Genomic DNA, 12,396 nt, shown 5'->3' on the forward strand with positions numbered 1-12,396 from the left:
CCATGCCTGCATCTGCCCTGCCTGCATCGCGCTTCCCCGCCGCCGTCCGCGCCGCCCTGGTGATTGCCACCCTGAGCCTGTCTGGGAGCCTCACGTCGGCGCTTGCCGCCACCACCAACAACACCTCCGCCAGCCCGGCAAGCCCAGCGCTTCCGGGCAGCGTCCTTTCTGGAGGTGCCGTGACGGTGCAAAAGGGCGACACGGCCTACAGCCTCGCGCGGGCGCACGGCCTGAAGGTGGATGACCTGCTGGCCATGAACGGCCTGAGCACCCCGGATCTTCAGGTGGGGCAGGTGCTGCGGGTGCGGGCGGCAGCCGCGTCACACACCGTGCAGCCCAAGGAGACGCTGTACGGCATCTCGCGACAGTATGGCCTGAGCGTGGACGCGCTGCTGGCGGCAAACAATCTGCCCCCGACCACGGTGCTGGAGATCGGGCAGGTTCTTCAGGTGCCAAGCGCTGCTCCGGTCGCCGCGCCGCGCGTGCTGGCGCAGTCCCTGCCGGTACCTCCCGCTCCGGCCCAGCCCGCCGCCCGGCCCGCCGATTCCGCGACCGGCGACGACTGGCGCGGCACGGCGATGGCGCTGCTGGGGGTGCCCTACGTCTACGGGGGCACCAGCCGCAGCGGCCTGGACTGCAGCGGGTTCGTGCTCCAGGTCTTCACGCCCCTGGGGGTGGAGTTGCCCCGCACCAGCGCCGCGCAGGCACGCGTCGGTCAGCCCGTTGATGTCGAGAATCTGCAGGCCGGGGACCTCGTCTTCTTCGATACGGTGGGACGCGGCGACGTCACACACGTGGGCATCTACCTGGGCGAGAACCAGTTCGTGAATGCCAACTCCTACCGCAAGCAGGTCGCGGTCGACCGCTTGCAGGGAGACCCCTACTGGGGACCCAAGCTGCTCGGTGCTCGCCGGGTGCTGCCGCCCGTGATGTACGGGTCGGCCCGCTGAGGAGTCAGGAGGCCCACTGGAAGGGTCACCCTGGCGACGCGCCCGACCGGTCCGGTGGACCCTCGGCTCGGTAAGAAGCCGCCGGGGAGTTCCGGCGGCTTGTCTTGACCCTTTTTCCCGACCCGGCCCTTTCCCTACACCTTGTCGTCGGCCACGTTCTCGTCGCCCAGCAGGTGGCGGTACTCGTCGAGATGTTCGCCCTCGCCAAGTTCGCGGGCGATGCGCTCGATGGCAAGCCGGACGACCTCGCTCTTGCTGATCAGGCGCTCGGGGCTGGAGAGTTCGTAGGCTGTGCGCGTGAGCAGGGCGTCCTGCTCCTCGCTGATGACGACCTGGAGGCGTTTGCGTTCCTTTTTGGGCATGGTCCTCTGTGTCCTCTCCACCGGGTCCGCGCCCGGCCGCGGGCTTGGGCGGGGGTGTGCGCGGGCAGCGTAGCACGCACGATGAGGCACCTCAACATCAACCGCCTGGGTCTCTAGATGCTCCCCTGCAAGCATGAGCGTCAACTGGCGTAGACGTCCCCTGAGCATGGTGTGTAAGATGCACCCGTCTTCCGGCTCTTGCCGGACCCGCCGACCGCGCCGCCCTCCGGGCCTCTCCCGCCCGTGCCCGAAAGGAATGACCCATGGATCTGACGCCGCTGCACCTCGTAGGAGGCCGGGACCTGTCCGGCGAAATCGCCATTCAGCACAGCAAGAACGCGGCGCTGCCGATTATCGTGGCGAGCCTGCTGAGCCGTGAACCCGTCACCCTGCACGGCATTCCCCGGCTGTCGGATGTGGACACCATCCTGGAACTCGCGGCGCATATCGGCACCCAGCACGCCTGGACCGGCCCCAACAGCCTGACCCTGCACACCCCCGAGATTCTCAGCACCCACGCTCCCTACGCGCTGGTGTCCAGGATGCGGGCGAGCTTTATCGTGCTGGGCGCGATTCTGGCCCGCTCGGGCGAGGCCACGGTGTCCATGCCCGGCGGCTGCGCGTGGGGGCCGCGCCCGGTCGACCAGCATGTCAAGGCGCTGCGGGCGCTGGGCGCGCACATCACCGAGGAGGGCGGCGACTTCGCGGCGACCCGGACCGGGAGCTTGAGCGGTACCTTCGTCTTCGAGATGCTGACGGTGGGCGGCACCCACAACGCGGTCCTGGCCTCGGTCCTGGGCGACGGCGTGGTCCGGCTGGAAAACGCCAGCATCGACACCGACGTGGTGGACCTCGTGAACTTCCTGAACGCGCTCGGGGCACAGATCGAGGGCGCGGGCACGAACACGCTGACCATCCGGGGCGTGCCCGCCCTGCGCGGGGGCGAGTACACGGTGATTCCCGACCGCATCGAGGCAGGGACCTTCATGATCGCCGCTGCCGCGACCCGCAGCCGCCTCACGCTGACGAACGTGCGCCCCGACCACCTGCGGGCCGTAAGCGCCAAGCTGAGCGAGATGGGCGTGGACATTCTGGAATCCGGCGACCGCCTGATCGTGGACGCCCGCGACCGCGACCTGCGGCCCGTCAATGTCACCACCCAGAGTTACCCCGGCTTTCCCACCGACGTGCAGCCTCAGATGAGCGCCCTGCTCGCCACCGTGCCCGGCACCAGCGTGGTGCAGGACCCGGTGTACCCCGACCGTCTGACCCACGTGGCCGAACTGCAGCGCATGGGGGCCAACATCACCGTGAGCGGCTACACCCAGGTCATTCAGGGCGGCCCGCTGCACGCCGCGCCCGTCAAGGCGGCCGACCTCCGCGCTGGGGCCGCCCTCTTCATCGCCGCGATGACCACGGAGGGCGAGACGGTCATTGACGGGGTGCAGTACCTCAACCGGGGCTACGAACGCCTCGCCGAGCGGCTGCGGGGGATCGGCGTGCAGGCCTGGCAGCCCCAGCCGGTGCTGGCGAGCGCGATGGACTGAGCTGAGCCGGGGGGAACGCGCCCACGCCGGGAGAGGGGTGGGCGCGTTCTCCTGGGTCGAGCAAGCTGGAGTCGGGCGGGGGTCAGCGTGGGACGGACGCCTTATCAGACCTCCCCGCCCCAGGCCCCGCCGTGTTCCACCCACGCCCCCTCGATCTGCGCGAGCAGGTCAGCGGGCAGGGGACCACGCTCGACCAGAGCCGCGTTGCGCTCCAGATTCTCCACCCGCGCCGTCCCCACGATGGCGCTGTGCACGCCGGGCGCGAAGGCCGAGAAGCGCAGGGCGAACTCCGGCCAGTCCAGCCCGCCGGGATCGAGCTGCAGCGCCCCCAGCCGCTCCCAGTACACCTCAGCGTACTGGCCGACCGGGCGCTCTCGGAACTGCCACGCCGCGTTGGCGATGGGCCGTTTGGCGATCACACCCAGGCCCCGCGCCGCCGCGCCCGGCAGGACGTGGTGCAGGCTCCACTGGTCGGCCACGTTCACGCTCGTCTCCAGGCTGCCGAAGCGTCCGGACTCCGCCGCCCACGCCAGCGCCTCGTTCTCGCCGCTGTAGGCCGCGACGCGGATCAGCCCGGCCTCCCGTGCGCGGCCCAGTTCGGCCAGCAGGTCGTCGCGCCGCAGGGTGTCCAGCGGGCACGAGTGCAGGTGAAAGAGGTCGATCCGGTCGGTCCGCATCGTCCGCAGTGCCTGCTCGATGCCGTGGCGAATGGCCCCTGGCGTCCAGTCCTCTGACCCCTCCACCCCGTAGCCGCCCTTGGTGCTCAGGACGAACTCGTCGCGCCGCCCGGCGAGGTGCCGCCCGATGCGCTCCTCGCTCAGGCCGTAGCCCCGCGCCGTGTCGATCAGGGTCACGCCGAGGTCGAGGGCGCGGTGCAGGAGCCGCCCCGCCTCCCCGTCGTCGAGGCTCTCCGCGCCGACCTGCCCTGCGCCGAGTCCCAGGACGCTGACCCGGAAGCCTGTGGTGCCGAAGTCCCGCTGTTCCATGCGGCGGAGCATACGCCGTGGCGTGGCCCCGCGCCGACCTCTGCCTCAGCCCCCCACGCCGGGCACCAGTTCGGCCCGTTCCTCCTGCTCCTTGCGAAACTGGAGTTCGTACAGGTCGCGGTACAGCCCGCCCGCCGCGAGGAGTTCGCCGTGGGTGCCGTCCTGCACGACCTGGCCCCCCTCCATCACCAGGATGCGGTCGGCGCCCCGGACGGTCGAGAGGCGGTGGGCGATCACGAAGGTGGTGCGGCCCCGCATCAGCGTCTCCAGTGCCTGCTGCACCAGCGCCTCGGACTCGTTGTCGAGGGCGGAGGTGGCTTCGTCCAGAATCAGGATGCGCGGGTCTTTCAGCAGGGCGCGGGCGATGGCGACCCGCTGGCGTTGCCCGCCGCTGAGGCGCACGCCGCGCTCGCCCACCACGGTGGCGTACCCCTGCGGCAGCCCGGTGATAAAGCCGTGGGCGTTCGCCGCGCGGGCGGCGGCCTCGACCTCCTGGGGGGCGGCGTCGGGGCGGCCGTAGCGGATGTTCTCCTCGATGGACCCGGAAAAGAGCAGCGTCTCCTGCGGCACCAGCCCCACCTGTGCCCGCAGGTCGGCCAGCGCGTAGGCCCGCACGTCCTCGCCGTCCACCCGCAGGCGGCCGCCCGTCACGTCCCAGAAGCGCGGAATCAGGCTCACCAGCGTGGTCTTGCCCGCCCCGCTCGGCCCCACCAGCGCGACGACCTGTCCGGCGGGCACGTCGAAGCTCAGGTCATGCAGCACCGCCGAGTCGCCGTAGCTGAACCTCACCCCCTCGAAGCTCACGCGGCCCTCGGCGCGGCCCAGGGGGAGGGGGCGGGCGGGTTCGGGGAGGTCGCTGCGCTCGTCGAGCAGCTCGAAGATGCGCCCCGAGGCCCCCAGCGCCTCCTGAAACTGGCTGAACAGGCCCGACATCGCCGCGACGGTGGCGCCGACCTGCAAGGCGTAGATCAGGAAGGTCACCAGCCCGCCGGGGCTGAGGTCCCCGCCCATCACCAGCCGCCCGCCGTACCACAGCACCACCGCGAGCGAGGCGAAGGTCAGGAAGCTCATCACGCCGCTCATCAGGGCCTGTAGCCGCGCCCGGCGGAGCGCGGCGAGGAAGGACGCGAGCACGCCCTGCCCGTAGCGCCCGCGCTCGGTGTCCTCCGCCGTGAAGCTCTGCACGACCCGCACCCCACTGATCGCCTCCTCGGCGCTGGCGTTGGCCTCGGCCACCCGGTCCTGCACCTCGCGGCTGACCACCCGGATGCGCCGCCCGATCAGGATCGCCGTGCCGATCACCAGCGGAATCACCGCCAGCGTGAGCAGGCTCAGCCGAGGGCTGGTGATCACCAGCAGGGTGGTCGACCCCACGATATTGAAGGCCAGCGCCGCTGCCTGCGCGAGCGCCGTACTCGTCACGGCCTGCACCGTGCCCACGTCCGCCGTGAGGCGGCTGGTGAGTTCGCCCGTGCGGTGGTCGGCGAAAAAGCGCGGCGAGAGCGTCAGCAGGTGCGAGAAGAGGCTGCGGCGAAGGTCGGCCACCACCCCGGCGCCCACCTTCGCCAGCAGGTACGACTGCGCCGCCCCAAACAGGGACGACAGCGCAAAGATGCCCAGCAGTGCGAGCACCGTGCGGTCGAGCGGCCCGGTGTCGGTCGCCCCCACCCGCAGGAAGGAGGCGTCGATCAGCCGCCCGAACAGCAGCGGGAAGATCAGGTTCAGTCCGCTGGAAATCAGGGTGGCGAGCAGCCCGGAGATCAGCAGCGCCCGGTAGGGCCGCGCGTAGGCCAGCACCCGCCGCAGTTGCCGGGGGTCACGGGAGGGACGCGCCGGGGCGGGGGTCGCGGGGGCGGAGGCCGGGCGGCGGCGGGACAGCATGAGGCCAGGGTACGGCATGGAACGTGGCCCCCGGCCCTGTCCGGGACCGGGTTCGGTCTGGGGAGACCAGGGGAAGCGGCGGACCCGCACGCCCGCGAGTCCGCCGCCCCCTGCCAGCCTCCGGCTTACGCCAGCACCGCCTCCGGCTCCTCGAAGGCGAGTTCGAAGGCCTCCGCGACGCCCTGGTAGGTCAGCTTGCCCCCGTGGGTGTTCAGCCCCAACCGCAGCGCCTTGTTGCGGGAAAGGGCCGACACGCCCTGCTCGGCGAGTTGCAGCACGTAGGGCATGGTCTGGTTGGTCAGCGCGAAGGTGCTGGTGCGCGGCACGGCGCCCGGCATGTTTGCCACCCCGTAATGGATCACGCCGTCCACCACGTAGGTGGGGTCGTCGTGGGTGGTCGCGTGGATGGTCTCCACGCAGCCGCCCTGGTCGACCGCCACGTCCACGATGACGCTGCCTTCGGGCATCAGGGCCAGCATGTCGCGGGTGATGAGGTGCGGGGCCTTGGCGCCGGGAATCAGCACGCCGCCGATCAGGAGGTCGGTGTCGGGCAGCAGGGCACGGAGGTTGGCCTCGCTGCTCATCATGGTGGTCAGGCGCCCGAAGAACACGTCGTCGAGGTAGCCCAGCCGACGCTGCGACACGTCGAGGATGGTGACCTTGGCCCCCAGGCCCATCGCCATCTTGGCCGCGTTGGTGCCCACCACGCCGCCGCCGAGGATGGTCACGTGGCCGGGCTGCACGCCGGGCACGCCGCCCAGCAGCACGCCGCGCCCGCCCACCGGCTTCTGGAGGTGGTACGCGCCCGCCTGCACGCTCAGGCGCCCGGCGACCTCCGACATCGGCGTCAGCAGCGGCAGGCTGCCGTCGTCGAGCTGCACCGTCTCGTAGGCCACGCCCGTCGTGCCCGCTGAGAGCAGCGCGTCGGTCAGCGGGCGGTCGGCGGCGAGGTGCAGGTAGGTGAACAGCAGCAGGTCGTCCCGCAGATAGCCGTACTCGCTCTCGATAGGTTCCTTGACCTTCACGACCATCTCGGCGGCCCAGGCGTCGGCGGCGGTGCCCAGGGTGGCGCCCGCCTCCGTGTACTCGCTGTCCGCGATGCCGCTGCCCACGCCCGCGCCCTGCTCCACGACCACGGTGTGCCCGCGCCGCACCAGCGTCGCCACGCCGCCCGGCGTGAGCGCCACGCGGTTTTCCTTGACCTTGATTTCCTTGGGGAGTCCGATCTTCATAGTTCCTCCGCAGGGCCGCGCACCCCGCCGGGGCCGCCCGCCTGCTGTCATGCTGAAGTGGCGCAATGGTAGCAGGACGCTGGGCGTTCCCGATTGCCCGCAGGTGGAGCTGAGAGCGTATCCACGCAACCCGGTTGCGTCAGAGTTGCTAGCATGGGGCCATTCATGTCAAAGCTGGACCTCGACGCCACCGACCGCCGGATTCTGACCATCCTCCAGCGCGACGCCCGCATTCCCAACACCGAACTCGCCGACGAGATCGGCCTGACTCCGGCCCCCACCCTGCGGCGGGTGCGGCGGCTGGAGGAGGAGGGCATCATCAGCCGTTACGTGGCCCTGCTGGACCCCAAGCGGGTGGGGCGCGACCTGATGGTCTTCGTGCGGGTCACGCTGGACAAGCAGACCAAGCAGGGCTTCGAAACCTTCGCCGAGCGGATGCGCGGGCGGCCCGAGGTGCTGGAGTGTTACCTCTGCCTGGGGGATACCGACTACCTGCTCAAGGTGGTCGTGCCGGACCTCGACGCCTACCAGACCTTTCTGGTGGACGTGCTCGCGGCCATTCCGGGCGTGCGGAACACGGCCAGCACCATCGTCGTGAAGGGGGAGAAGTACACGACGGGGCTGGCGGTGGAATAGGGTCGTGGGGAGCGTTCCCCCGACACCTGCTGGAGGTCACGATGAAGGGTTGGAAGCGGACGGTGAGCCTCACTCTTGTCTGGCTGTTGACCGCGTGTGACGGCCAGCTCGCCGCCCGCGAGGAGCGGTATCTGGCCCAGGGCTATACCCGGCTGAGTGCCTACGCCTACGTGCGGGAAACCGACGATGGACACGGCTTTTCGCACATCTCGGAGGGCGAGCTGGGCGAGGCGGTCGTCCTGACCTACCTGCGAAGGAGGGCGGAGCAGGCCAGCGAGCGGTTGAGGCAGGCGCGGGCCGGGGGCGTGGACGCGGCAGAGTTGGAGCGGTTAGAAGGCCGGGTGAAAGCCGCCGAGTGGAGGCTTGACTCGTTTCTCAACAGTTTTGGCGAAAGGCCCGGCTGGCGCTGAAACGGGATGAGGCAGGGAAAGCCGCACGCGCTAGGCTGAGCCCCATGCGTCCTCTTTCCCTGACGGCTCGGCTGGCCCCGACCCCTGTCCGGCGTGCTCTTCCCGCCTTGCTCGCTTCCCTGAGCCTGGGCTTGATCGCCTGTGCGCCCACGACCCAGCGTCAGGCCTCGGCTTCACAGCCCACGGCCCCGGCGACTCCCGCCCCGGTGGCGGCCCCGGCGACCCCGACCTTCGTTCCGGTTCAGCCGCTCAGCGCGACCCGAGTCACGACCTTCACCTCCGCCGCCCAAGTCACCGACCCGGCGCGGACCTACCGGGCGGTGTTGAACACCAGCAAGGGGCCGATCACGCTGGAGCTGTACGCGAAGCAGGCCCCGGTCGCGGTGAACAACTTCGTGTTCCTCGCGCTCAACGGCTTCTACGACGGCACCCGCTTCCACCGCGTCATCGAGGGCTTCATGGCCCAGGGCGGCGACCCGCAGAGCACGGACCCCGCCCTCCGCGCCCGCTGGGGCACGGGCGGCCCCGGCTACAGCTTCCGCGCCGAGGTCGGGGGCGGCCTGCGCTTCGACCGCGCGGGCGTGCTGGGCATGGCCCGCGCCGCCAGCCTGGACTCGCAGGGCAGCCAGTTTTTCATCACGCTGGCCCCGGCCGACTTCCTGAGCGGCGGGTACACGGTCTTCGGTCAGGTCGTCTCCGGGTTAGACACCTTGCAGCGCCTGACCCGCACGGCCACCCCTAACGGCGAGGTGCCTATCCCCGGCGCCCAGCCCGACCTGATCCAGAGCGTGCAGATTCTCGTCTCGCGCTGAGGCTCAGCCCAGCAGCGCCACCACCAACGTCACCACCAGCGCGGCCAGACCCATCCCAATGGAGCTGGCTGCGCCCGCCTGCTCCCCCTCCTCGCGGGCGCGGGCGGTGCCCACCCCGTGCGCGACGCTGCCGATGGCGATGCCCCGCGCGAGCGGATGCCGCACGCCCAGCCGCGTCAGCGTGGGCGGCAGCACCAGCGCCCCCACCAGTCCCGACAGCACGGCGAGCGTGGCCGCCAGCGCGGATGGAGCGCCCGTGAAGGCGGCGAGTTGCAGCGCCACCGGGCTGGTCGCCGGAGCCGTCAGCAGGGCCTGCCGCGCCGCCGGGTCCAGCCCCAGCAGCCGGGGCAGCGCGGCGTCCGCCCCCATGCCCGCCAACGTGCCCGCCACGCCGCCCAAGCCCAGCGCCCGCCACTCCCGCGCCAGCAGCGCCCGCAGCCGGTAGAGCGGCACCGCCAGCGCCACGACCGCCGGGCCGAGCAGGAAGGAGAGGGGCCGTACCTCCGCCACGTACTCCCGGTAGGGGGTCGCTGTCGCGAGGAGCACGCCGGACACGATCACCGTCGCCACCAGCGTCGGATTGACGAGCGGATGCCGCACCCGCCACTGCGCGGCGACCCCCAGGGCGAAGGCGAGCAGGGTGAGGGCGAGCCAGGTCACGCCGCGTCCCTCCACAGGCAGTCCCTCATCCGCGCACCAGCCGCCCCGCCACCAGCCCCGCCGTTCCCGCGCCCAGCAGCAGCCCCGCCAGCATCACCAGCAGCCACAGGCCCCACGCCGCCCCCGCCGACAGGAACTCGATGAAGCCCACCGTGGCGGGCACGAACAGCAGCCCCAGGATGCCCAGAAGCCCGTCGGCGGCGGCCTCCAGCCACGAGAGCCGCACCACCCCCAGCGACAGGGCCGCCCACAGCAGCGCCATCCCGACCACCGACCCCGGCAGCGGCCACTCCAGCCACGTCACGAGGGCGGTGCCCAGCGCGGCGAAGGCCGTCAGCAGCCCCAGCCCCAGCACGACGCGCACCGGGGGCGAGAGGACGGGTGTGGAGGAGATCACGCCGGGGCGCCGCCCAGCCGGGCGAGCATGCCGCGCACGACCTGTTTGGCGTGCCGGGCCACCAGCGGCATGAAGGTGCGGTAGTCCACCTGCGCGTCGTGGTCGGCGGTGTCGCTCACCGAGCGGATCACCACGAAGGGCACGCCCGCCTTGGCGCACACCTGCGCGACCGCCGCCCCCTCCATCTCGGCGCAGGCGGCCCCGAAGCCCGTCCACAGCCGCCCCACCCCCTCGCGCGAGGCGATGAACTGGTCACCGCTCGCCACCCGGCCCTCCAGCACGCCCACGCCCTCGACCTCGCGGGCGGCCGCCAGCGCCACCTCGCGCAGTTCCGGATCGGCCTGCCACGCAGCCGTCTCGCCGGGCACGGTGCCCAGCGGGTAATCCAGCGCCGTCACGTCCACGTCGTGCTGCACGAGGTCCGTACTCACCACGAGGTCGCCCACCCGCAGCTCGGGGTGAACGCCGCCCGCGACCCCAGTGAAAATCACGCGGGTGGCCCCGGCGTTCAGCAGGTACGTGGCCGTCATCGCCGCGTTCACCTTGCCGATCCCGCTCTTGGCGAGGAGGACGGGCACGCCGTCCAGCACACCCCGGTAGAGGGTCACGCCGGGGGGCGTCAGGGTTTCGGCCTCTTGAAGGTCCGCCCTGAGCAATTCGATTTCTTCGTCCATGGCACCGAGAATGGCGAGCATGGGGGCCATGTTAGGGCGTGGGCGGGGGAGGGCGAGCTTGGCGCCGCAGCGGGGCAGGGTGATGGCGGCCCGGTCCGCGCCGAGCGACCCGTCTGCCCGGAAGGAGGATTTCGCAGCCTGGGCACGTTGAGGTCGGCTGACACAGGAAAAGAGGCAGCAGCTTAAGCAGCTCTTCTCCCTCGCCCCCTGCGGGAGAGGGGCGCTGCGAAGCAGCGGGGTGAGGGGGCGTGTGACCCCCTCCTCCGCCAACCGCCCCCCTTGACCCAGGTCATGGTCCCCGCCCGCCCTCACCTGCCATCCTGCCCGCATGCCTCACGTGATTGTCAGCCCCTGCATCGGCGTCAAGGACCAGGCCTGTACCGAGGTCTGCCCGGTGGAGTGCATCTACGACGGCGGCGACCAGTTCCTGATCCACCCCGACGAGTGCATCGACTGCGGCGCCTGTGTCCCTGCCTGCCCGGTCAGCGCCATCTTCCCGGAAGAGGACGTGCCCGCCGGGGAAGCCGAGTTCATCGCCAAAAACCGCGTCTTCTTCGGCCTCTGAGCATGGACCTGCTTCCGGGTCTGAACATCCTGCTGGTGGGGATGTGGGTAGGCATGTACCTGTTCACGACCTTCGTGGTCAGCCCCGCCTTCACCGAGCTGTTTCCCGACCACGCGACCCGCACCGGGCACCGCCGCGCGGTGGGACGGCACTACGCGCGGGTCAACGGCGTGCTGACGGCGGCCCTGTTCGCGGTGGTCCTGGCGCTGGGGCTGACCTCCGGTTTTCGGCCCGCGCTCGGGCTGGAACTCGGCCTGCTGGTGCTGATCGGCGCTCTGGTGGCGCTGCATGTGCGGCGCGGACAGGTCGAGACGCGGCCCCCGGCGTGGATCACGAACCTGACCCTCGCGGCGAGCGTAGGCCTGTGCGGGGCGGCGGTGCTGGCCTGAGCGCACTGGGGTCGGTGCCTCCCGCTGTGGCAGCATCGGGGCACGTGCCGACCCCACCCGACCCTGCCCGCGCTCTGAAGTTGCTGAGCCGCTCACCCGTCTTCGGGGGGGCCCCGCCTGCCGACTTGCAGCCGCTCGCCGCGCTGGGCCGCTTCCGGACCCTGCGGCGGGGCGACCGCTTGTTCCGTGCCGGGGACGAGTTGGACACCCTCTTTCTCGTCAGCAGCGGCAGCGTAAGAGTCTACCGGGTGGTGCGCGGCGGCACCCGTGAACTGACCCTGCATGTGGAGGGACCGCGCCAGCTGGTCGCGGGCGTCGGCGTGTTCAGCGGCAGCGACCCCGCCCCCGCGCACGCCGTCGCCCTCCAGACGCCTACCGAGGTTCTATGTCTGCCCGCCGCTGCCGTGCGGGAGCAGGTGTTCGGGACCCCGGCGCTGGCGGCGGCTGTCATCGCCGCGCTGGCCCGGCGGCAGGCCGAACTGCTCGCCCGGCTGGAAGGGCTGGTGTTCAGCGAACTCGGGGAGCGGCTGGCGGCTCACCTTCTCGAGCACGCCGCCGACGGGCCGCACGCCCTGCCCACCAACAGCGACCTCGCCGCCCTGCTGGGGACCGTGCCCGAACTCGTCAGCCGCAAGCTGGGCGAGTTCTACCGCCTGGGCCTCATCGAGCTGGAACGGCGGCGGGTGCGGGTCCTTGACCGCCCCGAGCTGGAGCGGCTGGCAGGGCGTGGGGGGTGATGGGGGAGGGGCCTATACTCCCAGCACCTCCAGAACCGTCTCGACCACGTGGGGAACGAGTGGCCGTCCGGCCTACAAGCACGTGCACACCCAAGTCCGAAGACAGCTTCACGTGTTCCTGCGCCGCCGGGTGAGGCGGGTACGCCACCCTGCGGTTC

General features: G+C 71.3%; 15 protein-coding genes. 8 read left to right on the forward strand and 7 right to left on the reverse strand.

Translation table 11 applies throughout. From position 1 onward, the window contains the following. The first annotated feature begins 2 nt into the window (after nucleotides 1-2). On the forward strand, nucleotides 3-950 hold the full coding sequence (locus C3K08_RS05215; RefSeq protein WP_104990341.1) for a C40 family peptidase: 948 nt from the start codon (nucleotides 3-5) through the stop codon (nucleotides 948-950). Nucleotides 951-1,084: 134 nt separating this feature from the next. Here C3K08_RS05215 and C3K08_RS05220 read toward each other — a convergent pair whose 3' ends face one another. Further along, nucleotides 1,085-1,312, reverse strand: a complete 228-nt coding sequence (locus tag C3K08_RS05220) for a transcriptional regulator (protein ID WP_104990342.1) — start codon at nucleotides 1,310-1,312, stop codon at nucleotides 1,085-1,087. 263 nt (nucleotides 1,313-1,575) lie between these two features. Here C3K08_RS05220 and murA point away from each other — a divergent pair, with 263 nt between their 5' ends. After that, nucleotides 1,576-2,859, forward strand: coding sequence for a UDP-N-acetylglucosamine 1-carboxyvinyltransferase (murA, locus tag C3K08_RS05225; protein WP_104990343.1), 1,284 nt, complete (start codon nucleotides 1,576-1,578; stop codon nucleotides 2,857-2,859). Between the two features lie 104 nt (nucleotides 2,860-2,963). Here murA and C3K08_RS05230 read toward each other — a convergent pair whose 3' ends face one another. From C3K08_RS05230 to ald, 3 genes are all read right to left on the reverse strand, one after another. Beyond that, nucleotides 2,964-3,845 (reverse strand): aldo/keto reductase, encoded by an 882-nt coding sequence (locus C3K08_RS05230; RefSeq protein ID WP_234009175.1) that lies wholly within the window; start codon nucleotides 3,843-3,845, stop codon nucleotides 2,964-2,966. A gap of 45 nt (nucleotides 3,846-3,890) precedes the next feature. Next, nucleotides 3,891-5,726 (reverse strand): ABC transporter ATP-binding protein, encoded by a 1,836-nt coding sequence (locus tag C3K08_RS05235; protein WP_104990345.1) that lies wholly within the window; start codon nucleotides 5,724-5,726, stop codon nucleotides 3,891-3,893. A gap of 125 nt (nucleotides 5,727-5,851) precedes the next feature. Continuing rightward, nucleotides 5,852-6,958 carry an alanine dehydrogenase gene (gene ald, locus C3K08_RS05240; protein WP_104990346.1) on the reverse strand — a complete coding sequence of 369 codons (1,107 nt, stop codon included), beginning with the start codon at nucleotides 6,956-6,958 and terminating at the stop codon, nucleotides 5,852-5,854. Between the two features lie 165 nt (nucleotides 6,959-7,123). Here ald and C3K08_RS05245 point away from each other — a divergent pair, with 165 nt between their 5' ends. The 3 genes from C3K08_RS05245 (at nucleotide 7,124) to C3K08_RS05255 (ending at nucleotide 8,816) form a co-directional block, all read left to right on the forward strand. After that, nucleotides 7,124-7,594 carry an Lrp/AsnC family transcriptional regulator gene (locus C3K08_RS05245; protein ID WP_104990347.1) on the forward strand — a complete coding sequence of 157 codons (471 nt, stop codon included), beginning with the start codon at nucleotides 7,124-7,126 and terminating at the stop codon, nucleotides 7,592-7,594. A gap of 62 nt (nucleotides 7,595-7,656) precedes the next feature. Continuing rightward, a complete protein-coding gene (locus tag C3K08_RS05250; protein WP_104990348.1) occupies nucleotides 7,657-8,004 on the forward strand; it encodes a hypothetical protein in 348 nt (115 codons plus the stop codon). Nucleotides 8,005-8,048: 44 nt separating this feature from the next. Then, nucleotides 8,049-8,816 (forward strand): peptidylprolyl isomerase, encoded by a 768-nt coding sequence (locus C3K08_RS05255; protein ID WP_104990349.1) that lies wholly within the window; start codon nucleotides 8,049-8,051, stop codon nucleotides 8,814-8,816. 3 nt (nucleotides 8,817-8,819) lie between these two features. On the opposite strand, the gene C3K08_RS05260 is transcribed toward C3K08_RS05255, so the two are convergent. The 3 genes from C3K08_RS05260 to C3K08_RS05270 are packed head-to-tail and all read right to left on the reverse strand — an operon-like array spanning nucleotide 8,820 to nucleotide 10,568. Further along, nucleotides 8,820-9,476, reverse strand: a complete 657-nt coding sequence (locus C3K08_RS05260; protein WP_104991930.1) for an LrgB family protein — start codon at nucleotides 9,474-9,476, stop codon at nucleotides 8,820-8,822. 25 nt (nucleotides 9,477-9,501) lie between these two features. Further along, nucleotides 9,502-9,873 carry a CidA/LrgA family protein gene (locus tag C3K08_RS05265; protein ID WP_104990350.1) on the reverse strand — a complete coding sequence of 124 codons (372 nt, stop codon included), beginning with the start codon at nucleotides 9,871-9,873 and terminating at the stop codon, nucleotides 9,502-9,504. After that, nucleotides 9,870-10,568 carry a 5'-methylthioadenosine/adenosylhomocysteine nucleosidase gene (locus tag C3K08_RS05270; protein WP_104990351.1) on the reverse strand — a complete coding sequence of 233 codons (699 nt, stop codon included), beginning with the start codon at nucleotides 10,566-10,568 and terminating at the stop codon, nucleotides 9,870-9,872. Before C3K08_RS05270 ends, C3K08_RS05265 begins: the two co-directional genes overlap by 4 nt. A gap of 307 nt (nucleotides 10,569-10,875) precedes the next feature. On the opposite strand from C3K08_RS05270, the gene C3K08_RS05275 reads away from it, so the two are divergent. From C3K08_RS05275 to C3K08_RS05285, 3 genes are read left to right on the forward strand one after another with little or no spacing between them, the layout of a single operon-like run. Beyond that, nucleotides 10,876-11,112 (forward strand): ferredoxin, encoded by a 237-nt coding sequence (locus tag C3K08_RS05275; protein WP_104990352.1) that lies wholly within the window; start codon nucleotides 10,876-10,878, stop codon nucleotides 11,110-11,112. Nucleotides 11,113-11,114: 2 nt separating this feature from the next. Next, nucleotides 11,115-11,501, forward strand: coding sequence for a hypothetical protein (locus C3K08_RS05280; protein WP_104990353.1), 387 nt, complete (start codon nucleotides 11,115-11,117; stop codon nucleotides 11,499-11,501). A gap of 44 nt (nucleotides 11,502-11,545) precedes the next feature. Next, entirely contained in the window at nucleotides 11,546-12,238 is a 693-nt protein-coding gene (locus C3K08_RS05285) for a Crp/Fnr family transcriptional regulator (protein ID WP_104990354.1), read from the forward strand. The last annotated feature ends 158 nt before the right edge of the window (nucleotides 12,239-12,396 follow it).

Source organism: Deinococcus sp. NW-56, assembly GCF_002953415.1.
In the GTDB taxonomy this organism is placed as follows: Bacteria; Deinococcota; Deinococci; order Deinococcales; family Deinococcaceae; genus Deinococcus.